The organism is Paenibacillus baimaensis, from assembly GCF_025567575.1.
In genome coordinates this window covers 32000-53836 of sequence record NZ_JAOQIO010000121.1, presented here as the reverse complement: position 1 = coordinate 53836, position 21837 = coordinate 32000, and the positions used below count along the sequence as shown (strand labels likewise).

21 protein-coding genes are annotated in these 21837 nt (G+C 43.2%); 5 read left to right on the top strand and 16 right to left on the bottom strand.

What is annotated here, in order from left to right; all coding sequences use genetic code 11:
* Positions 1 to 106 precede the first annotated feature (106 nt).
* The 6 genes from OB236_RS35355 to OB236_RS35330 all read right to left on the bottom strand — a co-directional run bounded on the left by OB236_RS35355 (position 107) and on the right by OB236_RS35330 (position 6796).
* On the bottom strand, positions 107 to 2041 hold the full coding sequence (locus OB236_RS35355; RefSeq protein ID WP_262688250.1) for an FAD-dependent oxidoreductase: 1935 nt from the start codon (positions 2039 to 2041) through the stop codon (positions 107 to 109).
* Positions 2042 to 2155: 114 nt separating this feature from the next.
* On the bottom strand, positions 2156 to 3253 hold the full coding sequence (locus tag OB236_RS35350) for a sensor histidine kinase (protein WP_262688249.1): 1098 nt from the start codon (positions 3251 to 3253) through the stop codon (positions 2156 to 2158).
* A gap of 31 nt (positions 3254 to 3284) precedes the next feature.
* Complete coding sequence (locus OB236_RS35345) at positions 3285 to 3977, bottom strand: response regulator transcription factor (RefSeq protein WP_262688248.1); 693 nt, start codon at positions 3975 to 3977, stop codon at positions 3285 to 3287.
* A 212-nt stretch (positions 3978 to 4189) separates the two neighbouring features.
* Positions 4190 to 4939 (bottom strand): class I SAM-dependent methyltransferase, encoded by a 750-nt coding sequence (locus OB236_RS35340; protein WP_262688247.1) that lies wholly within the window; start codon positions 4937 to 4939, stop codon positions 4190 to 4192.
* 173 nt (positions 4940 to 5112) lie between these two features.
* Positions 5113 to 5229, bottom strand: a complete 117-nt coding sequence (locus OB236_RS35335) for a sporulation protein YjcZ (protein WP_083689548.1) — start codon at positions 5227 to 5229, stop codon at positions 5113 to 5115.
* Between the two features lie 121 nt (positions 5230 to 5350).
* Positions 5351 to 6796 carry an MDR family MFS transporter gene (locus OB236_RS35330; protein ID WP_262688246.1) on the bottom strand — a complete coding sequence of 482 codons (1446 nt, stop codon included), beginning with the start codon at positions 6794 to 6796 and terminating at the stop codon, positions 5351 to 5353.
* 186 nt (positions 6797 to 6982) lie between these two features.
* Between OB236_RS35330 and OB236_RS35325 the strand changes: the two genes are divergently transcribed.
* Complete coding sequence (locus OB236_RS35325) at positions 6983 to 7399, top strand: MarR family winged helix-turn-helix transcriptional regulator (protein ID WP_083689554.1); 417 nt, start codon at positions 6983 to 6985, stop codon at positions 7397 to 7399.
* Between the two features lie 156 nt (positions 7400 to 7555).
* Here OB236_RS35325 and OB236_RS35320 read toward each other — a convergent pair whose 3' ends face one another.
* From OB236_RS35320 to OB236_RS35300, 5 genes are read right to left on the bottom strand one after another with little or no spacing between them, the layout of a single operon-like run.
* Positions 7556 to 8482: a metallophosphoesterase family protein gene (locus tag OB236_RS35320; protein WP_262688245.1), complete on the bottom strand. Its 927-nt coding sequence runs from the start codon at positions 8480 to 8482 to the stop codon at positions 7556 to 7558.
* A gap of 20 nt (positions 8483 to 8502) precedes the next feature.
* The gene (locus OB236_RS35315) at positions 8503 to 9831 is read right to left on the bottom strand and encodes an ABC transporter substrate-binding protein (protein ID WP_262688244.1); all 1329 of its coding nucleotides are present in this window, start codon (positions 9829 to 9831) and stop codon (positions 8503 to 8505) included.
* A 30-nt stretch (positions 9832 to 9861) separates the two neighbouring features.
* Positions 9862 to 10695, bottom strand: a complete 834-nt coding sequence (locus OB236_RS35310) for a carbohydrate ABC transporter permease (protein ID WP_262688243.1) — start codon at positions 10693 to 10695, stop codon at positions 9862 to 9864.
* Between the two features lie 19 nt (positions 10696 to 10714).
* Entirely contained in the window at positions 10715 to 11593 is an 879-nt protein-coding gene (locus OB236_RS35305; RefSeq protein ID WP_262688242.1) for a carbohydrate ABC transporter permease, read from the bottom strand.
* A 42-nt stretch (positions 11594 to 11635) separates the two neighbouring features.
* Entirely contained in the window at positions 11636 to 12661 is a 1026-nt protein-coding gene (locus tag OB236_RS35300; protein ID WP_262688241.1) for a tyrosine-protein phosphatase, read from the bottom strand.
* Positions 12662 to 12868: 207 nt separating this feature from the next.
* Here OB236_RS35300 and OB236_RS35295 point away from each other — a divergent pair, with 207 nt between their 5' ends.
* From OB236_RS35295 to nagA, 3 genes are all read left to right on the top strand, one after another.
* Complete coding sequence (locus tag OB236_RS35295; RefSeq protein WP_262688240.1) at positions 12869 to 13525, top strand: GntR family transcriptional regulator; 657 nt, start codon at positions 12869 to 12871, stop codon at positions 13523 to 13525.
* A 321-nt stretch (positions 13526 to 13846) separates the two neighbouring features.
* The gene (locus OB236_RS35290) at positions 13847 to 14641 is read left to right on the top strand and encodes a DeoR/GlpR family DNA-binding transcription regulator (protein ID WP_262688239.1); all 795 of its coding nucleotides are present in this window, start codon (positions 13847 to 13849) and stop codon (positions 14639 to 14641) included.
* Positions 14631 to 15779 carry an N-acetylglucosamine-6-phosphate deacetylase gene (gene nagA, locus OB236_RS35285; RefSeq protein ID WP_262688238.1) on the top strand — a complete coding sequence of 383 codons (1149 nt, stop codon included), beginning with the start codon at positions 14631 to 14633 and terminating at the stop codon, positions 15777 to 15779. The genes OB236_RS35290 and nagA overlap by 11 nt, the downstream gene beginning before the upstream one ends.
* A 179-nt stretch (positions 15780 to 15958) precedes the next feature.
* On the opposite strand, the gene OB236_RS35280 is transcribed toward nagA, so the two are convergent.
* Positions 15959 to 16786 (bottom strand): helix-turn-helix transcriptional regulator, encoded by an 828-nt coding sequence (locus tag OB236_RS35280; RefSeq protein ID WP_076234178.1) that lies wholly within the window; start codon positions 16784 to 16786, stop codon positions 15959 to 15961.
* Positions 16787 to 16902: 116 nt separating this feature from the next.
* On the opposite strand from OB236_RS35280, the gene OB236_RS35275 reads away from it, so the two are divergent.
* Positions 16903 to 17751 carry an NAD-dependent epimerase/dehydratase family protein gene (locus tag OB236_RS35275; protein ID WP_262688237.1) on the top strand — a complete coding sequence of 283 codons (849 nt, stop codon included), beginning with the start codon at positions 16903 to 16905 and terminating at the stop codon, positions 17749 to 17751.
* A gap of 77 nt (positions 17752 to 17828) precedes the next feature.
* Here OB236_RS35275 and OB236_RS35270 read toward each other — a convergent pair whose 3' ends face one another.
* The 4 genes from OB236_RS35270 to OB236_RS35255 all read right to left on the bottom strand — a co-directional run bounded on the left by OB236_RS35270 (position 17829) and on the right by OB236_RS35255 (position 21752).
* Positions 17829 to 18287, bottom strand: a complete 459-nt coding sequence (locus OB236_RS35270) for a hypothetical protein (protein ID WP_262688236.1) — start codon at positions 18285 to 18287, stop codon at positions 17829 to 17831.
* Between the two features lie 185 nt (positions 18288 to 18472).
* Entirely contained in the window at positions 18473 to 19579 is a 1107-nt protein-coding gene (locus OB236_RS35265) for a hypothetical protein (protein ID WP_262688235.1), read from the bottom strand.
* A complete protein-coding gene (locus OB236_RS35260; RefSeq protein ID WP_262688234.1) occupies positions 19576 to 20172 on the bottom strand; it encodes a 5-bromo-4-chloroindolyl phosphate hydrolysis family protein in 597 nt (198 codons plus the stop codon). Before OB236_RS35260 ends, OB236_RS35265 begins: the two co-directional genes overlap by 4 nt.
* Positions 20169 to 21752, bottom strand: coding sequence for a vWA domain-containing protein (locus OB236_RS35255; protein WP_262688233.1), 1584 nt, complete (start codon positions 21750 to 21752; stop codon positions 20169 to 20171). The genes OB236_RS35260 and OB236_RS35255 overlap by 4 nt, the downstream gene beginning before the upstream one ends.
* Positions 21753 to 21837 lie beyond the last annotated feature (85 nt).

Genomic DNA, 21837 nt, shown 5'->3' with positions numbered 1-21837 from the left:
AATTGAATCCCTCTGCTCGACCTTTTTCAATGTAAACAAGAGTGATGACAGCAAAAGAGCTGCCTCTCCAGTAGCTACAAAACTACTGGAGAGGCAGCACCTCATGCTAGAACTGCTTACCAACTATGCTGCTTACTGCATCCTTGAGCAGCATAAAAGCATCCCCATTGGTTAAATTCTGTTTATCCGCGATACTATCGACGGTAGCTTGGCTGATGATCCCTTTAGATTGAAGTTCAGCTTGCGCTCCATCTAAGTTTGTGTTCAAGCCGAGTGCTTTCACTAACGTAAAGCTTGCTTGCTGCAAGCTTAAAGGTTCATTAGCTGGTTCTGTCACACCTTTTAATGCTTCAGAAGGAACACCCGTAAAATTAGCCGCGTAGATCCGTTTCATATTATTGATCTGATTAACCATCCTTTGAGCATTAGACGCCTTGTCCAAATCAAAGGCCGTGTTGCCGTAAGAGCCGTAAGCAAGCCCCATATATACGGCTGCTTTAAGACCAGGATAAGCCTTATGCTCCATAAAGGACGGTTGATTCAAGGTATACGGCTTTATATCCATCCCTTGGTCGTTCATTTGCTTTTGCATTTCCGTAATCAACGGCTTCGATTCGGATAACTCGTGGAAGGTAACGTTATGATCCTTGGCAAGCTTTACGGCAACACCAGCTGCTTGGCCTTCCGCCATTCCAGTCGGAATAACACGAGCGCTTCCGTGTGCCAACGTATCATAACTGGCAGAACGTCCCACCACGAGCAATCCGTCAACAGCTTGCGGCACGATACTGCGGAATGGTACAGCATATCTCCAGGGATCAACAGGAATGGCACCGTTATCTGCTGGTGAAGTTTTTTGGATATCCGCAGGGTAGGAGCCGAAGGCTATTCTGTCCCACTGATCCCGATTTTCCAGTAAATCAATAATACTTAAGCGGTATAAGCCTTTCATATGTCGGGCTTCTCGAACATAAAGCTCAGAGGCGATTCCATCCAGCTCGGCATTCTTGAATTCAGGGAATGTATTTAAATATTTAACGACATTCGGTATTTCCTCTTGGGCAATGTCCAATGCTTCCTTGTGCGAATCCGGGTTTAATCCATCAATACCAAAAATATGCAGCGCATTAATTAAAATCGTATCATCATTTTGCCTGCCAATGTTAAGCCCGCGCATCATGGCACGTTCCTTGTTCAGCGGCACGTATGATTTCATCTCAGTCCCGTATCCCCAGGCAGACATTTTGTCTGTTCCTGTGCCGTCGTTCCCATCTTCATTAAGCCGTTTGGAGATGAGCTCCCATGCTTTGGCATCGATATTTTTCAAACGAAACACGGCCGTAACCGCCATCGCAGATTGAATATCACCCAAATCTTCGCGTCCTATTGTAAATTCGACGCCAGCAGCAGCGGCGAAGTCAGCATCCTGAGTGGCATCAATAACAGCTTTGGCCTCTATATGATGCTGTTTACCGTCCTTGGTTGTAACCTTAACTCCATTAACCACACGGGACTTGTCATTTTGCTTAACGATAGGCTCAATCGTCTGTGATTGCATGAACACATCAATGTTTTCTTCCGAGCTAACCAGCCCATAGAAACCATTAGCTGCTGTCTCAATATCAAACGAATGGCCTTCTATTTGTTTGTACCATTCGGTAAAAATTCCTTGATTCAAGTAGGCCTGTGTGTTTCCCGGCAAGTTGGATTTGGGCTTCACCCAGTTCATATCAATACTGTTTAACCAGCCTACCGTCATCAAACCTCCCAATACTTCACGATCTCTGCTTTCTATTAATAAGGTTTTCAATCCATTGCGCGCTGCAGAGACGGCTGCACTAATACCTTCCGGATCTGTACCAACAACAACCACGTCATAACTATCCTGAAGCTTGTCCACCGATTCGACCTTCTTGGGCTCCTGACGCTGCGGCGCCGCTGCCAACGGGGTATCTCCTTTCATTCCTTTGTTGTACAGCCAGCTTCCTCCGATACCCAACATGACAATCACAGCTACGAATAAAATCCAATTACGTGACATCCTACACCTCGATTTCAAATTTTTAATCACTTGTATAATCAAGAGTATACTAGCCAAATCTTTAGATCTCATATGCGGCCGCTTATGAACCGCTTAAGTCATTCTTAATAATTATTAAGAATTACCTGTAAGCAGTGGAAACCTCGTTTCAAAAACGGTCATGCTTCTATTGCTATGTACAGCGATTTGACCGCCATGCACTTCAATAATGCTTTTAGCAATGGCCAATCCGAGCCCGGTGCCTCCTGTTTGCGAAGATCTTGATTTCTCAGCACGATAAAATCTTTCGAATATATAAGGCAAGTCCATTTGAGGAATGACTTCTCCATAATTAATAATTTCCACGATGGCTTCACTACTGCTTGTTCTGATCTGAATATCGACGTATTTGCCTTCCCTACCGTAGCGAATCGCATTGGAAATTAAATTTTCATAAGCGCGTACCAATTGATTTCCATCGGCATGGATGTACACCATTTCATCATCAGAAGCCAAGCGGTAAGACATTCCTGCTTTCGTTAAAGCCGGTATAAACTCTTCCGCAAGCTGTTTTAAAAAACCGTACATGTTAATTTTGGTCTTCTTCAGAACGGGATCATTACCATGCAGGGAAGTATAATCAAATAAGTAATCGATTAGTTTTTTTAAATTTTTCGTTTTTTCGTAGGCTATATTCGTATAATACCGAAGCTCTACCTCATCCTTATAACGGTCTGATTCAATCAATTCGAGATAGCCTAATATCGAGGTAAGCGGCGTCCGCAGGTCGTGAGAAACCCCGGTAATTAATTCATTCTTAGTTCGTTCAGCGATTCTTTCTTCCTCAATCGATTTGCGCAGCTTTCTCGTCATCAGGTTAATGTTATCGACCACTACGCCCAATTCATCCGACGATCTTGCGACAATTTCGTAGCTGAGGTTTCCTTTGGCTATCTCCTGAAGACCCAGCGTAATTTCCTCCAGATAACCTATGATTTTTCTACTAAAGATAAAGAAAAAGAACAGGAACAAAAAGCCGCCGATGACAACCATTACGGGAGTAGAACCAATGTTATTGACCACCCATCTGACAGGAGTCGTAAACGGCTTCACATAAATCAAAGCAAGTAAAATTCGATAGCTGAGAAACACGGTTATAGCCGCAAGTACAATACTGAGCACAAACACGTATATAAACTTCCAACGCATCGTATAAATAAATTTATTTTTCAATAACAGTCTCTCCCTGCCCAGTCTCTCGTCCTTACTCAATCGTATAACCAATTCCCCACACGGTTTTAATATATAGAGGATTGCTTGGATCTTTTTCGATTTTTTCACGAATTTTGCGGATATGTACCATGATAGTATTGTTCGATTCCCAGAAGGGCTCGTTCCAGACATTTTCGTAAATTTTCTCCATGCTCAGTACAATTCCTCGGTTTCTTGCAAGCACCTGCAGGATGGCGAATTCCCGTGGTGTCAGCCTGACTTCATTGTGATCAATGCTCACTTTGTGCGTTGCAATATTAATGACGAGATCATCAATAATGATTTCATTATCGTTCTTGATGGACGAAACGTTAAGCTGCCTATACCTCCTAAGCTGGGATTTGACACGAGCCGTGATTTCAAGCGGACTGAACGGTTTGACCACATAATCATCTGCACCAATGCTGAGTCCCGTTATTTTGTCCATTTCCTGGCTCTTGGCTGAGAGCATAATAATCGGCATATGCTTTTCTTCCCGGATTTTCATACAAGCTTCAATACCGTCCATTTGTGGCATCATCACATCCAGAATAATTAAATCGACGTGCTGAGAATTCAATATCTCCAAGGCCTCAATACCATTACTTGCTTTCAATAAAGTAAAACCTTCATTTTTCAAATAAATCTCCAGGAGATCGACAATTTCCTTTTCATCGTCAACTAGGAGAATGGTGCCTCCGAACATATCAAGCCCTCCTGATCCTCTATCTACCTCGCAAAGTTCCTGCAGTTGCGGATTCTCTATATTAGCATAGCATACCCATTTAACGAAAACTCTTAAGATGATCTTAATATAATACCTACTTGTTCTAAGGGTATGGCATCATGTGTCTTGTTAACGCAAAAAAGACTGCTATTATGAGCAGCCTTTGTACTTAACTTGAATCATCTTGCTCGTTATTTCCTTGCGATTATCATGAAGCGGTTCGAATTCGTCCTTATTCCTTGCGCGGTTTGATTGTCTGCTATAAATTTCTGAAGGATGTTGAAATCATCATCACATGCCCCAAAATCGGGAATAATCGGAGTGTATTTCAAAAGAAATACCAAATCTTCATACGACTCGTAATATTCTGTTGCATCGTATTCATAGAACTGAATTTCAGTAAAGCCAGCCCTTGCTAACTCTGATAGGTACTTATCTTTTAAAATCCCTTCGTCAGCTCCAAATTGCTGTCCCCTGCCAAAAGCTTGTTTTATGTTATATTTATCGTTATTGCTTACTTGTTGGGTGAGAAACCAACTCTCTTGTACTAGTACTTTGGCTACCTCTTCTGAACAGAAATGCGAATGCTGACATGTTACCATATTAAAAAAGCTTGAAGGGAACTCCAGATTTGCTGCATCCATCTGTAAGAAGCGCACATTCGATTTATTGGACTTGTGCAAATTAGCAGCAGCCGTTTGCACCATACCATTCGAATTGTCGATTCCTACTAGCAGCAGAGCAGAATCGGAGATGGATAGCAATCTTTCACCTCCACCAGTCCCGATATCCAGCAGTAAATCAGACTTCTTACATCTTTGGGTAACTTCATTGTAAAAATCCCACTGCTTTCCCTCGGATACCACCTTCAGTTGACTAAAATCCCAACCGTTTAATCTTCCAACCTTATCGTAAAAGTTCTTATATTCTAATGGGTTCATACGTTGTTTCGAACGCTACGGAATGACATCGATCTCACCTCATATAGAAAGATATTCCAATTATAACGATGATATTATCGACATTCAAGGGTAGCAAATAACTTAAGCAAGGTTGTCCCTTCCCTACAGCAAAAAACGCCTTCAATGAACATGAAGGCGGGTGGTCCGAGAAATTAGTAAAGAAATGCGCCGGTAATGATTACCAACAATATAAACAGTACAAGAATCGCACCTGTAGAAGTGCCAAAGCCATAGCCGGCACAACTTTCACCAACTCCGAGTGCACCCATGTCAATCCCTCCTTCCGACTTCCATTCTGTAGGTTATGTGAGTCAAATGTCATGTGATTGGACGCTTTAAAAATATTCAGAGAGAAATGTAGTGAGTGGAACCAACAGAGAAATGCCCACCTTACTCGGTCAGGGAGTGTGCTTTCTTGCGCCTTTCTTTTAATAAAAAGGTCAACGGAATAGCAACAATACAAATGATGGTCGCCGTCATAAAAACATCCTGCACCCCTAAGGTCATCCCCTGCTCTCTCACGAGTTGGGCACCTGCCGACGTTCCAGTACTCAGCTCTTTCTGGTGAGTCAACGATCTGGCCGCGAGCAAAGAACTGAAAACTCCAATGGATAACGCTCCTGTTGCTTGGCGCACCCAGTTCGTCACAGACGAAGCATGTCCTGAATTCTCCTTGGGAATAGCAGACATCCCTGCATTCATGACTGGCATAAATGCCAAGGCAATCCCCACATAACGAATTGTCATCCAAGTGGCCACATACATATGAGTAGCCTGGAGTGTGATATGACTTAACTCCCAAGTCGATACGATCAGCAGTACAATACCACTTAGAATCAACCAGAAAGGACCTATCTTGGTATACAGCTTTCCGACAATCGGAGAAAAGAAAGCCATAACCATAGAACCAGGCAGCAGCACCAAAGCCGTGTTCAAAGCTGTCGATTGCTGAATATCCTGCAGAAACACCGGAATTAAAAAGGTTCCCGAATATAACGAAGCCGTAATAATGCAATTAATAATCAAGCTGTACGTGAAGCGGTTGGTATGAAACACGCGCAGGTTGAGCAACGGTTCTTTCAAGGAAAGCTCACGGCGAATGAAATATACCAAAGTCGTTGCCCCAACGATCAGAAACGAACATGTTTTCCAGGAGGTCCAGCCCCAGCCATTTCCTTCGCTAAATGCAAGAATAATAAAAGAACTGCTGATAAGGACGGTAATAAACCCAGGTAAATCGAATGTATTTGACTTGCTTGCTCGTTGAAAAGGAAGGCACTTGAAAGCAACGGTAATCGCGATAAGTCCTATCGGTAAATTCAGTAAAAATAAAGATCTCCAGCCAAAGTATTCAGTTAGCCAGCCTCCCAGAGTCGGTCCAAAAGCCGGTGCCAGCATGGAGGATAAGCTCCATAAACTCATCGCAAATGCCTGTCGGTCTTTTTCAATAAATTGGTAGATCATCGTCATTGTTGTAGGGATAATCAAGCCACTGAACACCCCCTGCAAAATTCGAAACAACACCAACGATTCAATATTCCATGCGATCGTACATAAGCCTGAGAATAATGTAAAGCCGGATAAGGCAAATATATATAAACGCTTATAACTCCACCGGTCACCAAAATAGCCGACAACCGGAGCAACGACCCCTGTAGCCAGCAAAAATCCGGTAATCATCCATTGAACCATGCCGAGCTCGGCGTGAAAATCTTTCATAAATATCGGAAAGGCAACATTGATTGTTGTCGAACTAAGCATGGACATAAAATTTCCGAAAAAAATAGCTAAAATAATGAACCAAAACGATGCATTGCCAGCTGCCTTATTAGCCACAATATCCTCCACCTTCTCACCTACATGTTTACATGATGCAGATATTGGTTAACCCTATATTCTCCAACAGAACGTGTAAATAATGGGGTTTATTTGTAAGTAGTTGTATGATACAATCATCTCATGTATTTGTATTATACAACTACATATCCAATTGTCAATGCCATGCAAAGGAATGATGTACAGGTGAAAGAAAAGGATCTGGAATTGATCGATTATGAATTAGTCGTGCTTATCCGTCGCACCTCTTTGGACAAGGAGCTGGGAGGACTAGATCGATCCACCTACACGCTTCTCACACAGCTGTCCATGAATGGACCCGTTGGCGTTAAGGCGTTAGCTGACGAATTTCGTTTGGACATATCGACGATAAGCAGACAAACGACTCTTTTGGAAGCTAAAGGGTATGTGCAGCGAATGCCCGATCCGACGGATGGAAGGTCCAGTTATTTTCAAGTCACGGAATTAGGTATGCGTAAAGTAAAGGAGGCCAAAAAAGCCCGACTAGCCCGACATGCACAGCTATTCAAGGACTGGTCTGATGAGGAACGCCAAAAGTTCGGGGAGCTGCTGGCAAGATTAAATCGGACGTTTGTCGAGTGAGAGTGTGACGAACACGGACTGAATAACTTCACAAAATTGATGAAGTTGACCCCATAGGTCTGTCCAATCTCGTGTAAACGCAGTTAAAGACCTCTTCCCGATGGAAGAAGCCTTTAACCGGATTCTTATTATTTTCCATACGTATCGTGTAGCTTGCTAATTTAACTGTAAAGTGCCCTCCAGCTTAATGGCCGTAAAGCTCGGAAACCCATTTTTCACAGCTACCCAAATGAAATGATGAAATTCATCCAGCCCAGTTTTATGCTTGTTGGCGCCAGTTCTCCCCATTTGGATATGTTGATTGCCAGCTTTCTTCTCAACTTCCAACTTATGAAAATGTCCAGCAAGCATTGTATACGGCCTTGAATTCAAGGCTTGGACCAATCGTTCGTATACGGTACCATCCGTTTTCCATATCGGCCGATGTGTCATGACAAAGGTCCAATCCACATCTTGATGCTCATTAAGTATTTTTTCAATAAATGCAAATTGTTGCTCCCCGATGCACGGTTTTGGTTGATACGAACTTGGATCTTGTGCCTGTTGCTTGGAAATGTTAGACAGCAGCGCCTGAATCACCTCTTCAGCTTTTTCCGGTTCACGCTTGCTAAGTATTTCTGTCTCTCGAAATGCGAGTTCAAGTTCAGGGGAAAGCGATTGCTGCGGTTCTTCCGTATTCAGAGCCAAGAATAGAACCTTCCCATAACGAAAGGCATAATAATCCATCCCCTTCCGTTCCTGCCAAACCTGCTTCATGACCACACTACTATAATCATGATTGCCAGCAATCGGTAAGAACGGCAATCCTGTACTTTTAATATGTGCTTCAAGCTCGTCCCATTCCCGATGAGCGCCTTCTGCTTGCTGCCAGTATCCTTCAATCAAATCGCCAACAGCAACGATAAAATCCGGGTTCATATTCTTGACCAACCCTAATGCCTCTTCAAACTTTCCTTCAATCGCAAATCCGGTACGATCCCCCATGATAGCAAATTGGAAATCATTTGACGATGTCTGTGGTAATTCACCTACCCATGGTCGCTTGTCTGTTTGAAAAAGCAGCTCATCATAAAACATTTTCATATCTAAAATCTCCTTTTGGGTCATTTTTGGGCTTCCAGTAATTGCTGTACCTGTTTTGCTGCCGATTTCACTGTATCCTCCGGAGTAATTGTAAGATCCAACAATGCTTTTTTGATTTCATCCTGAATTTTAATCGATATTTCCTTGTATCCTCTCATCGTCGGCCTTGAACGAGCAAAATCAAGCTGATCATATGCAACACGATATTGCGGTGTTTTAGTCCATAGCTGTTTGATTCGATCACTTTCCTTTGCTTCCTTTGTCACTGGTATATACCCTGTTAATTCGCTCAATTGAGCCACATTTTCCTTTTGCGCAAGCCACTTAATAAAAGCTACGGCAGCCTTTTTTTCCTGCGTTGATGACTTTGCTAGAACAGTCAGATTGGACCCAGTTGTGCTCGCTGCGTACTGCTGCCCTGCCGGTAGAAAGCCAACACCAAGCTCGAATTTATCCTTTGCTCCCTCAAGCATAGTAGGCAATGTAGCCGATGTTGTAAAAATGATTGCGGCTTTCTGAGAGATGAAGTCGTTAATCGCGGATAAATGCGCATTTGATTCCTGACCGGACGGTATTTTCATGGAGCCGTTCTTGATCATGTCTTGATATAATCTGACTGTAGCGTAGCCCGCTTCGTTGTCGAAAGCGACTTGCTTTTCATCTGGCGAGAACATTTCACCTTTTTGCTGAAATACACCATCCTCGAAAAAGATCACGTCAATTGGCATCTCAAAACCGACAACCGATTTGTTTTTATCAGTCGTTTTTAAAGCAAATGATTTCAGCTCTTCCCAATTTTTCGGGCCTGCATCTGGAAGCCCTGCGTCACGCAGCATATTCTTGTTGTAGTACATGACAAAAGTACTTCGATAAAAAGGTATTCCGAGCAATTGATCCTTGATTAAGGCATTATTCAACATACCTGGATGAAAAGCAGCAATCTCTTCTTTCGAAAAATACGTTTTTAAATCGTCCAATGCACGGGATAAACCGAATTCCGACGTTTGCGTCGTAGCAAGCATCGCGATGGCCGGCTGATTCCCCGCAAGAATGGCGGCTTGCAGCTTGGTGGCAAGAGCACTACCATCCCCCAAGTTCACTCCAGTTACTTTAACGGCTGATTGTTCGGAATTATATTTACTGATCATTTCTTCTGTTGCTTTGCTTAGCTGAGCGGCTTGCGCATACCAATATTCAATTTTGGTCACGGAAGCAGCTGTGTTTTCGGATTTGGCACCTCCCGAGCCTGCTTTATCCACTGCTGGGTTATCTGTCTTGTTGTTTCCTGCACACCCGGCAATCGATAATACTGTTACTAAGATAGTTAAATTTAATAAAAGTTTCTTCATAAGGTTCTCTCCTTTTAATCGTTCAATTATCTATTTGATGCCGCTATATGTAAAAGCGGACTTGATGTGTTTACTGGCAAACAAATAGATCATAAATATCGGCGCCACTAGAATAACGTTACCAGCCATCAGTAATTGCCAATGCGTACCCTCGGTATTGGTCAATTTGATCATTCCAACCGTCAACGTATGAAGCTGCTCGCTGCTCGTCATGATTAGCACCCAGAATAAATCGTTCCAGTGCGTAATAAAAAGCAGCAAAGTGACGGTAACTATGATTTGCTTGATCATGGGAAGCAGCATATTCAACACGAGTCTTCCTTCTGACAGCTGCTCCAACTTTGCCGCATCAATAATGTCATCCGGTAATTGCTTGAATGATTCGGTCAGTAGGAAAATGGCAAATGGCGAAACCATATAGGGGATCGTTAATGCTGCATAAGTATTTATCCAGCCCAATTCACTCAGCAGCAGGTAGATAGGAATGATCACAACCTGCATCGGAAGCATCATGCCCGCAAGAATCATGGCGTACACGACCCTGGATCCCTTGAACCGTCTTCGTGCGAACGCATAAGCAGCTGGTATTGCGACAACTAATTGGAGAGCGGTAGTTAATATGGCTACGAGAAAGCTGTTAAACACATAACGGGGAAAAGGTCCCGTCTTCCACACTTCTAAATAGTTCTCAAACTTCAATTGCTTTGGGAAAAACGATGGTGGAAAAACCAGCGTCTCTGGCAGCGTCTTAAAGGAGGTAACAATCATCCAATAAAACGGGAACAAATAGATCAGTCCGACCGCCAGCAACAAGAGTAACCCTGCCGCTTCTGGGATGTTTACACCAAATACGCGTTTGCTCATTTTTTGAACCGCCTTTAGTTTAATGATAATGAACACGGGAACGTAGTATCAGGAAGTTCGCAATCGTCACAATGGATACAATCACAAACAGGATCAAAGCTCCGGTCGAAGCCTCACCAAATTTATAAAATTCGAATCCCGTTTGATAAATCCAGTAGACTAACACATTCGAAGAGTTCGCCGGCCCTCCGCTTGTCAGAACTTTGACGGAATCAAACACTTGTAAAGAACTGATGATATTCACAGTCAGCATGAAAAAGAGCGTTGGCGATAACAAAGGAATAATAATTTTGGTAACTATTCGGATAGGATTTGCACTATCCAAACGTGCGGCTTCTAGCACAGGTATCGGAATAGCGTGCATACCCGCAATAATGAGCAAAATATTAAATCCGAGACTTTTCCATATGGCCACCAGAATCAATGACATCAACGAAGTGGCCGGACTATCGATCCATAGTAATGTGGGCAAGTGAAGCGATTGGAGTATCATGTTCAGTAACCCATAATCCTTATCCATCATCCACATCCATAATAAAGATATAGATACTAATGGGATGATATGGGGTGTGAACACTGCAGTCTGAACAAATTGATGCAGTTTTCCGGGACGATTCAACAGAACAGCCAGCACAAGTGATAAAGTACAAGAAATAGAAACCGTAAAAAAAGAATAAAAGAACGAATTTCGTAAAACCTGCAAGAAATCTTGTGATTGTGCCAAGCTCAAGTAGTTCTGTACGTCAACAAACTTCCACGTATTGCTTAGCAGATCAACTTTGTAAAGACTAAGATAGAATAGGTAAATAACGGGATAAACCGTAAACACGAGACACCCGATCAATGCAGGCAAGATGTAAAGAAAGGGTCTGTAATCGATACGATGGCTCCGAGTCAAATTTGTTCTCTCCTTTGCTGTAAGGGTTATAAGTCAAGTCGATTAAATGTCGGTGAGCAGCATATCTTGAAGCTGTACCCTATTCGAACCTGTTAAACCGACCGCTTCTTCCAAATAACGGTCAATGTCCCCGTAACGTATATGGATTTCATCGAATGCAGCCTGAAGGTACTCTCGTCTCGCTTGCATCACCGCCCACAGAACATCCCAATCCTCTTCATGCGTAAGCTTCGGTTTAAGGAGAGCTAGGGTTTGTAGATCCGCTTCTTCTCTGTACGTATTGGTAAGTAGATAGTCTTCCATTATGGTTTGTTCCGGGACACCCAACGCCAGTAGAACAATCGCCGATCCGAAGCCTGTGCGATCCTTTCCGGCGGCGCAATGTTGTACCATCGGCAGATTGCCGGGCGTTAACAGAAGTTCGAACAAGGTGGCAAATGACTTCGTAAAATCGGAAACATACCGCTGATTGGCAATTGTCAACATTTCACCCGTTGGACCCAGTAAATGAAGCTTGTCCATGGTGATCATGTCCATATAGTTCATTCGTGAACGATGCCTTGGAGATTTAACTTCAATAGGAATTCCAAATTGCTGAGCATCCCCGATTGGTGGGTTTGGTTTTAATTCCGCCTCGTATTCTGCTCGGTAATCGCAAATCATCTTCAGTCCGCAATGCTGTAAATACAGCCGGTCAGCCTCAGTCAAACCTATCAGTTCTTCTGATCGATAAAGCAATCCCCATTTAATATAACGCCCGTCAGTCGTTGCATATCCGCCCATATCGCGAAAATTCATGGAGCCTTGGAGCGGTAATCTCCTTTCGCTTGTAATTCGAGCTCCGCCGAACTCAGACTTCAATTTAAAATATGTTCTTCGTCCAGGATGCGGGTCATCGAATGATAATGACGAAACACCTGCAGACGTTTCATCCAATTCTTCATTTACATCAATCGGCGATACCCCTGTAAAAACCTTCACTTTTCCCAATGCCATTTCCTTGTTCCATTGAATGTGCATTCGGTTTCCAATACGATTTACTTCTATGTTTGATAATTGAATCTCCATTACTTTATAGTGCCCCTTTCTTATGTATCCATTATTGTATACATATTAGTGTACAATTCATTTGTTAAATGAATATCATCGTTTAATGAAGAATTTATTAATGAAAATGCCACCGCCAGCAGTGGACTCAGATTCGTTTTTTATTGCAACATCGAGTCAAACCGTGTAGAATTCTAGTGAGATAAAGCTGAAGGGAACATTTTGACAATGCCCAAATTATCCTTAGAGTCTATTGCCTATACAAATATTCGCCAAAAGATTATCTCTTGCGAGTACTTGCCTGGAACGGTATTATCCGAAAACGAGCTTGCCATCGAATTTAATATGAGTCGCACTCCGATTCGTTCCGCACTCTCTCATTTGGAATCAGAAGGATTTATTGTTTCCTTCAACAAACGGGGTATCTTGGTGAAGGATATCTCGCATAAAGAACTCGTACACATCTATGAATCGATTTTGGCCCTGCAGTTGTACGTACTGGATCAAGCCGTATTACGTCAATACACGTTTGATGAAAAGAAATTGAAATCATATCTGGATATACAGATAGAAGCCAGCCAAAAAAATGATTATAAGGAATACATCGAAAATTCCGTTTTGTTCAGACGAACTGTCATTTCCGCAGCGAACAACGATACGATGCTGAATATGATCGATTCCTACAAAGACAAGGTCATAATGAAATCATTGCTTCATTGGAAACAAACACCCCATCTGCAGCACTACTCTGCAAATCGAATCAATCAATCGGTATACGAATCTATACTTAAAGGGAATTTCGGAGAAGCCAAACAATCACTGATCGAAGCATTTGAAAAGATCCTATATCGGACTGCGATGGATGTTCCGGGGTTTGATAGCTAAAGCAAGTGCCCCCCTTAGAATCCACATTGGAATAAACTCAAAGTTTATCCAATGTGAACTCTAAGGGGGGCACTTTTTGCGAGTGGTAAACTCGGTAAGCAGCTAACATTGATTTGTAAATCAAATATTTCATAAACACTACCTCTATGCCCCTCTAGTAAGATTTCCTCTTTTGTCGCCTCTTTAATTCTCTTAAAACAATTTGGTAAGCATATATCGGCCGATTTGAATTTATAATTCAACAAAATACTTATATATACTTAAATTATACTTTAATATACTTATATTATATGATAAAGTTACTAACAAGAGGTGAGATTGATGTATCAAGAAGAACGATTACTGAAAATACTCGACTATATTAATATACATCACGCGATGAGTGTTATGGATATCTGTTCTCTTTTAGATGTATCTAGGGATACAGCCCGAAGAGATATTGTTAAATTAGTACAAGAAGGAGTTGTTATCCGTACACATGGAGGTGTCGCTCTGCCTCAATTGCAGAAGGAAATAGCCACGTATCAGGAACGTTTAATTGACGAAACAGACAGTAAAAGAACCATTGGGAAGTTAGCAGCTAAACTGGTCCAGGATCGGGAAACAGTCATTTTAGACGTATCAACTACGGTACAGTCTGTAGCAGAGCAAATTACAGCTAAAAACATTACGGCTATCACACATTCCATTGATATTGTAGGGATTCTGGCAGGTCGGGAAGATCTGCAAGTTTATGTGCTCGGCGGCTATTTACATGCCAAAAATCGGTTATTATTCGGACCCTCCGTCATCGATAAGCTAAGAGAATTAAGAGCTGATAAGGCATTTATCGGAGCTACAGCTATTCGAGCCGATGGGCTTTACTTTCCTTACGAAGATGATGTTTCTGTTAAAAAAGAGATGGCCCGCAGATCGGATCAAGTAATTGTTGTCGCAGATTTCACGAAGTTTACGAGCAAGTCGGTTTATCGTTTAGATTTTGACTTTGTAGACATTTTGATTACCGATCAAGAGGTGCCTATCGAAATAAGAGAAGTACTTCATAATAAAAATATAACGATTATTCAATGTGCGGAGAAAGACAAATTCGAGGAGGATTACAGAGATGAGTCTTAAAATTTTACACAATGTAAACGTGATTCAAGAAGATAACTCTGGTTTATCTGCAGTACTTTGGATACGTGACGGAATTATTGAAAAGATAGAAAGTGGTCTGTCTTCTCTTCCTGAGGGCGAATATGAACTTATGGATGGTCAAGGACATTTATTAATACCAGGCATGATCGATGTTCATATTCACGGTGCCAACGGGTTTGATATGATGGATGGAAGTGAGACGAGTATTCAAGAGGTGTCTCGGGCTTGTGCACAAACAGGCTGCACCTCGTTCCTGGTCACTTCCGTCAGCTCGACTATTGAACAATTATTAACTATGATTCGTAGTGTGAAACGTGTCATAGGGCATGAAGTCGGGGCCAAAATTGCAGGGCTTCATCTAGAGGGTCCTTACCTGAATCCGAAGCGTAAAGGTATGCAAAACGAACGGTTTTTACGACATCCGAACCTTACTGAAATGAAAGAAATTTTTAACGAAGCAGATGGACTAATTAAGATGGTTACAATAGCCCCCGAATTACCTGGTGGGATGGAACTCATCTCCTTTCTGAAGGAAATGGGCGTAGTTATCGCCGTCGCCCATTCGGATGCCACATACGAGGAGGCCAAGCAAGCCTTTGAAGCAGGAGCGAGTCATGTTACGCATTGTTTCAACGGCATGCGCCCGATTCATCATAGGGATCCCGGTCTGGTTGTAGCCGCTTTTGAAGAAGAACATGTAAGTCTCCAAGCGATTGTAGATGGCATTCATTTGCATCCTGCGATCGTTCGAATGATGCATCGTCTGAAAGGACCAGATGGCATGGTACTTATCACTGATGCTTTGCAAGCCATGGGACTAGGTGATGGGAATTATATGTTCGGTGGCCATCATGTTACGGTTTCCGAAGGTGTAGCACGCCTGGAGGATGGAACTTTAGCCTCCAGTACGGTTACAATGAATGAGGCACTGCGACTAACCGTAGAAACCGGCATTCCTTTAAAAGACGCGGTTACAATGGCTACAAGATCACCTGCACGAATACTTGGCCTTGATAATACTATAGGTAGTATCTCAATGGGTTTTGATGCTGATCTTGTTTTGTTAGATGAACAATTCCAAGTTCAATGGACAATGATTAAGGGTTATATCATCTAATTTTCGGGTGGGATGCTGAGCTGGAATATCTTCCTCCAAATGCCCTCATCCCTGAATACGAGGACTGCCGAATCATACCGACAGCCTCGTCCTAGTTGTTTTTGAGCTATCCTTTCCCGTTAAAGCCACGATGCCTTAACAAAGCTTTCTGCACTTTGCCCTGTAACTAACAACTTTCCTTAAGATCTCTGCAAACTTTTCAGATGCTCCGCAGTTGATGATGATGCGGCATAAATCATGATCTTTAGCGCCGGATTGTTTGGTAGTTGTAAAGTCACGTGCTCAAACTCCATCTCCCCGATCAATGGATCGCTCCATCGCTTGTGGCAATCGGTGATAACTTGAACGTCATGCCGCAGCCAACAAGAACGGAACAGTTCACTTATCTGCATAAATTCCTCTATCAGTTCCTTAAACCTCGCGTCATGTTGGAAGTATGCGTAATCTGCTCGAAACCGTGCAATCATGACATGTGCTTTTGCTTCCCAATCCTTGTTGTTCATTTGAAGCGATGGATCAGTCAAAAACCGTCTTAACCAATTGGGCCGCTGCTGTATCCCCTTAGAGAATGCCGGCAGTCTGAACACAACCTCCGCCGCTTTGTTCCACATCAACAAATCCCAACTTCTCCCCAATATAAAAGCAGGATTAGGTTCAAGAGCAAGCACTGTTCGCTCCAAACCGGTACTCACCTCTTGATCCACTTCATCTTTCTCTAAATCTACTGGCCTTACCAGCATGCGGAGATGGCGTCGCTCATCCACGGACAATCGTAATCCTTCGGACAAGCTATCCAGTACCTGCTCGGATGGATTTACTACTCTGCCCTGTTCCAATGAGGTATACCACGAGGTACCTATATGGGCAAGTTGGGCTACCTCTTCACGTCGAAGTCCAGGCGTTCGGCGTCGACCATATGAAGGTAATCCCACTTCTTCGGGAGTAAGGCGCTCTCGACGTGCCCTCAAAAATTCACCCAGCGATTCGTTTGAAGAACTCTTTTTCATAGATTAGTCCCCTTATCCTGACACTGCCAATCGTACGATAAACACAGGAGGGCAGTTGATTCCACGATCTGTAATACTACTAGTATAGCACCGACAATATGAGGAGGGCATCGAAAATGAATGTTTTTGTAACTGGAGTAACAGGGAAAATAGGAAGCCGGTTTGTACCGCGTTTGCTGCAACACGGTCATAACATTAAAGTTTTGGTTCGCGATGCTGCGAAGGCGGATTCGTTTCAACAGCAAGGGGTCGAGGTTATAGAAGGTGACCTTTTGCAAATAGAAAGTCTCGCAAATGCGTTGCAAGGCATTGATACCGTGGTACATCTGGCAGCACAATTTCGTGGAGTAGATGAAGCAACCGCGAGAAAGTCAAACATCGATGCCAGTATTGGCTTAGCGGAGGCTGCCCTGAAGGCAAACGTTCCAAGATTTGTGTTTGCCAGCACGAATTTAGTGTATGGTGCAGGTAATCATAGCAGACCGAGCCGTGAAGATGATGAGCTGCGACCTGTGTTCCCTTATCCACAAACCAAAGTGACAGCTGAAAAAGATTTGCTTCGGATGCATTGTGAGCAGGGATTAGGGCTTCGTATCTTACGATTTGCTTTTGTTTATGGAGAGTGTGATCCCCATGTCTCGGAATTTCTGCCGATCATGAGTAAATGGAACCCTGCCAAACGGCTCCATATGGTGCACCATGCGGATGTAGGACAAGCGCTGCTGCTTGCTACCTCCACATCGGACATAGATGGCCGCATCTATAACGTTGCCGATGACTCGCCCATAACGGTGTCAGAGCTGGTACAACTCCATGGTTTTCCCCACCAAGAATTAACGGGATCCTTGCAGCAAGAGTTCAATCCATGGGATATGATTGTGGATACAACACGTATAAGAGACGAATTAAACTATCGTCCGATATTCCCTTCGTTCTATACAGCAAGGGATGCAGGAGCATTGTAAAAATTCCACTTTTTAGCCCCTTATCCTTTTTGGGGGCTTTCTCCCTCAAGTAAAAAAACCACGCTGGGCGCAGTTTCTCATTTACCAAATCCACTTTTGTTGTCGTTTCCTTTTCCTTTACTACTATAGAGAGATACTTCCTCTACAGTAGAATCTTCTGGTAATCCAAACTCCTTCAATACTTCTTCTAAGACATGATATGCTGGTCTCTCGGTTACTGGATTCTTCATTTCAACCCTGAATTTGTCGGGATAATAACCCTTCACTGCAGCATATTCATAAATGTTCCACCATTGATTCCTTATATAGTCTACTGCTTCAGCTTGTGACATCGTGGAAATTGACTCAGCATCCTTGCTTATGTTGATCTCTACCAAAGTATTTGTGATGCCATACAGGAAGTCACTCTTAGTTCTACGTTTATACACATTCACAACTGTAGTTGTGACATCTAATAGGATGCCGCCATTTACTTTATCTGCGGTAACATCGCCTAAACTGACTATTTTATTGTCGATTGCCTTTACCTCTTGCATGATCTAAGTTCCTTCTCCCCATAATACAATTTTTCTATGGCAACAGTATTTAAATCGCAGCATCTAAAATAGGTTTGGCGCATGTCAGCTGTGGCTCTGTCCAAAGATTCATGGTTAATTATATACGTTAAAAGCAGTATCTTCAAATTTAATTAAGGAAGATGTCGAAATGGCTTATTATGCTTTTAATAATTAAACGCTTCTAACAGTTTTTCCATCGTTTCATAATCGGGAAGCTGCATCACCCTATCAATCGAGGCACTTAGACCCTCCACAGCAAACACTGATATATCCGTTGAATTACCAACGACACCCGTACGAAATCCATACCTCTCCCATGCCAGCTTTTGCACTTCGGTATCCTTTAGAAAAGATATCAGTACCCTCGCCTTCTCATTCAAAGGCACAATGGTATGAACGGACCACAAAGTTGGAGCGGGATACAGCATTCTTGGCATGGCGCTTTGCTGGAGCTGCTTCCAAACCTCGGGATTTTGCTTGGCAAAATAAAGGACATCACTTTCGTAGCCGACAATAATTTTATGGCTGCCTGCTCCTGTTTTCAGATATTCCTCGAACAGCTCGGTAGTCGAAGATTTTTTGAATCCCGATTTGGCGAAAATATTTTGAATTGCATTCCGCATTACAGGAATCGAAGCTTGTGTGATTACATGACCATCACTCAAGGCATCGGCGGCAATCGCGGCATAGGAGTTGCCAGAGTTGGATTTTTTCGGATCGGAAGTATCAACCACAATGGGACCATAAAGCTCTGTTAATCCGATATCCGACCATTTTTTATCGTCCATAACGAGCTGCAGCAGCTTTTTATTGTCCAGAGTCAGGGAACGATCGGTTTGTTGCTGGACGATCCCCAGCTGTTCAAGCGGACGCACCACCCTCTCCCAGCTATAATAGACGAGCGGTGTACGAAATACCTCTTCCGTGCCATTTATTTTAGTAAGACTCTTGAGTTTCTCCACCACAGTTTGGCTGGCTGGAAAAACAAAATCATAATCTTTCAATTTCTGCGCATCCGTCATTTCCAATGATCCCGACTTGAAAGTATCCAGGGTGATTCCATATTTGGTTTTTGCCAGCTTTTGAAAATCAGGATCTCCAAACAAAGCCTCCTTCTCGCTGCCGATCAGTCCCTTGAGGACTATAGTACTGCTCATTGGTGAATTTCCAGTAACCATGTTCTGATCTGGTTTCCACACCGTTTTGACTAGAACACTGATGATAATAACCAGTAAAACGAGACTGATTCCGATAACCTGTGCTTTTCTCATTTCGCATCCTCCCATTCCAGCATTTGGCTAACTGCATCCATTTTGATTGCCAGATCGGACAGGTCATTGATAAGCAGCTTGTTGTATTGTGCGATAAAATTAACCTTGACGCCCTCTAGCACCTCTTCGATCTTACGCAATACCTCATTACTGGAAGCATTGAGGTAGCTTTTGGAGGAAAGCGAAACATAGCGGTTCACCATTTCCAAGGTATTATCCAGGTAGAAGGTCAGTAGCTGCTTCGATGCAGGTAGATCGGCTGACTTCTTCTGAATAAGCAGCATGATTTGCATACTGGCTCCAACAATTTCATTCACATCATTTTGGATACGTGGATTGGAAATATGATATGAAGCACTTCGCAGCAGCTCCAGCTTTACCTTGGCAGCTCGAAGCAGTAATTTGGTTTCCTTGGCTGCCGGGTCCGCAGCTGTGAGGATCAAATGCAGGCCCACGTACAGAATCACTCCCAGCACCAGCGATAAAACGAGACTGAGATCTAACACGAACATGAAAAACACAAAAGCCCCGGAGCACAATGCAAGTGATAAAAACATCGTAAATTGCGGCAGAGCCATCAAGCGTGAGATCAATTGTATCCCCTCACTTTCTTAAACGCCCCTGTCAGATCGCCACCACTTGGGAAGACGTCGGCATGTGTCAAATTGGAGATAGCCCGCAACTGCTTTTCATCGGCATCCCCGAACGTAATCGAGAATACAGGAATGTCCTTTCCAAGCGTTGTGTATGCCTGCTGAAAATCATTAATTCGACCACTAGACATTCCGTCCGTCATAAGCACGACGGAAACAACATATTTGTCCGTATCCATCCTGCTCAGCAAATTCAGCGCTGCGATTGACGGGTCATAAATATTCGTTCCCCCACTTGCACCGAGCTTCTGTATTTTATCCAATAAAGCCGGGAATTGTCCGGGACCTACAGCGCTCCATTTATCTATAATATCCGAATTAAAAGGCATCACTACGATGGTATCCTCAGCAGAGGATTGCAGGAGCACCTGCTTTGATTTTTCTTGATTAAGCAGCAGCCCCATTGCTTCCTTCACTCCCCTTTCACCACCATTCGTAGACATGCTGCCGGAATAGTCGATGCAAAAGACGGTATATGAAGGCTTTTTAAACAGGGTTTGATAACTATTTAATGCTTCGCGAATCACCTCGGGCTCCGGGAATGGGATCGGAGATAAAGTCTTGCTCATATCGATACCCCAATCCGGGTTAAACACTGCTTTGTCTACCCCAGAAACAACACCACCGAAGCCTGTTCTTCTGCCTAATGACAGAATTTCCTTTTGGGTTCCGGCTGACAACAGATAGCCCTGCAGTGACTTAAACCGTTCCTCCGCCTCTGCTTTTCCATTGTTAATGTAACCCAGTGAATAGTCCGCTACCGTCAGCCCATTAGTTGGATAGATCAAGTATAAGGGTTCTTTATTAGCTGCAATCAGACTTTTATTCGTATCGATCAACACGGCTTCGTAATTGACCATTGCGTCAAAATCCGCTTTGAGAAACAGGTCCTTCAGCCATTCCGAGCTGCCGCTCGAACGGTTCACTCCACTTAACAAGCTTTTCATTTTTACTGCTAGCTCTGGTTTCTGCAGATCCTGGATAGTTAGGGTAGATGGATTGTCTAGCATGGCATACAGAAATCCGATATAGGCTGATGCCCCTGAATTGGACTGCGAAGCTGATGTCATCGCAAATTGCAGCTTCTTCTGCTGCACCGCCTCTGCCAGCTGCTGCACCGTTACATCACGACCGACAAAACCCAGCTTCTCCGCTACGCTTTTACGGATACCCCATACGACTGGTGAGGTCATAACCGACTTCTGGTCCTTCACTCGCTTGTTCGTATCTCCCATGGAAATCCATTGTGAATTGGCAAGCCATACGGCATCGTATTCGGAATAATGACTGGAAAGCTCAGACATGCTGTCCACGGATCCTTTAAACACAAATTCAACATCGAAACCTTGTGTGTCCGTAAATTTGTTAATCAGCGGTATCAGTGCTTTGTTCTCGGAGCTTGAAAGGATGCGGAGCTTGGGCTTGCTTGGAGATTGCAAGGCTTGACAGCCTGTAACAACTAGTGAAGTCACAATAATCAGCATCAGCGATAATAAAACAAACCTTTGATTTTTACACATTTGGCGCGCCCTCCCTGTATGGTAAACATGACATATTATCAGGATACCTTCATAATAAATTAACATGATTATGGGGAGTAACGAT

Excerpts from the sequence above, each read along its gene's own strand:
- OB236_RS35355 (WP_262688250.1), bottom strand. The coding sequence starts at position 2,041 with ATGTCACGTAATTGGATTTTATTCGTAGCTGTGATTGTCATGTTGGGT.
- OB236_RS35345 (WP_262688248.1), bottom strand. The coding sequence starts at position 3,977 with ATGTTCGGAGGCACCATTCTCCTAGTTGACGATGAAAAGGAAATTGTC.
- OB236_RS35340 (WP_262688247.1), bottom strand. The coding sequence starts at position 4,939 with ATGAACCCATTAGAATATAAGAACTTTTACGATAAGGTTGGAAGATTA.
- OB236_RS35335 (WP_083689548.1), bottom strand. The coding sequence starts at position 5,229 with ATGGGTGCACTCGGAGTTGGTGAAAGTTGTGCCGGCTATGGCTTTGGC.
- OB236_RS35320 (WP_262688245.1), bottom strand. The coding sequence starts at position 8,482 with ATGAAAATGTTTTATGATGAGCTGCTTTTTCAAACAGACAAGCGACCA.
- OB236_RS35315 (WP_262688244.1), bottom strand. The coding sequence starts at position 9,831 with ATGAAGAAACTTTTATTAAATTTAACTATCTTAGTAACAGTATTATCG.
- OB236_RS35310 (WP_262688243.1), bottom strand. The coding sequence starts at position 10,695 with ATGAGCAAACGCGTATTTGGTGTAAACATCCCAGAAGCGGCAGGGTTA.
- OB236_RS35300 (WP_262688241.1), bottom strand. The coding sequence starts at position 12,661 with ATGGAGATTCAATTATCAAACATAGAAGTAAATCGTATTGGAAACCGA.
- OB236_RS35295 (WP_262688240.1), top strand. The coding sequence starts at position 12,869 with ATGCCCAAATTATCCTTAGAGTCTATTGCCTATACAAATATTCGCCAA.
- OB236_RS35290 (WP_262688239.1), top strand. The coding sequence starts at position 13,847 with ATGTATCAAGAAGAACGATTACTGAAAATACTCGACTATATTAATATA.
- nagA (WP_262688238.1), top strand. The coding sequence starts at position 14,631 with ATGAGTCTTAAAATTTTACACAATGTAAACGTGATTCAAGAAGATAAC.
- OB236_RS35280 (WP_076234178.1), bottom strand. The coding sequence starts at position 16,786 with ATGAAAAAGAGTTCTTCAAACGAATCGCTGGGTGAATTTTTGAGGGCA.
- OB236_RS35275 (WP_262688237.1), top strand. The coding sequence starts at position 16,903 with ATGAATGTTTTTGTAACTGGAGTAACAGGGAAAATAGGAAGCCGGTTT.
- OB236_RS35270 (WP_262688236.1), bottom strand. The coding sequence starts at position 18,287 with ATGCAAGAGGTAAAGGCAATCGACAATAAAATAGTCAGTTTAGGCGAT.
- OB236_RS35265 (WP_262688235.1), bottom strand. The coding sequence starts at position 19,579 with ATGAGAAAAGCACAGGTTATCGGAATCAGTCTCGTTTTACTGGTTATT.
- OB236_RS35255 (WP_262688233.1), bottom strand. The coding sequence starts at position 21,752 with ATGTGTAAAAATCAAAGGTTTGTTTTATTATCGCTGATGCTGATTATT.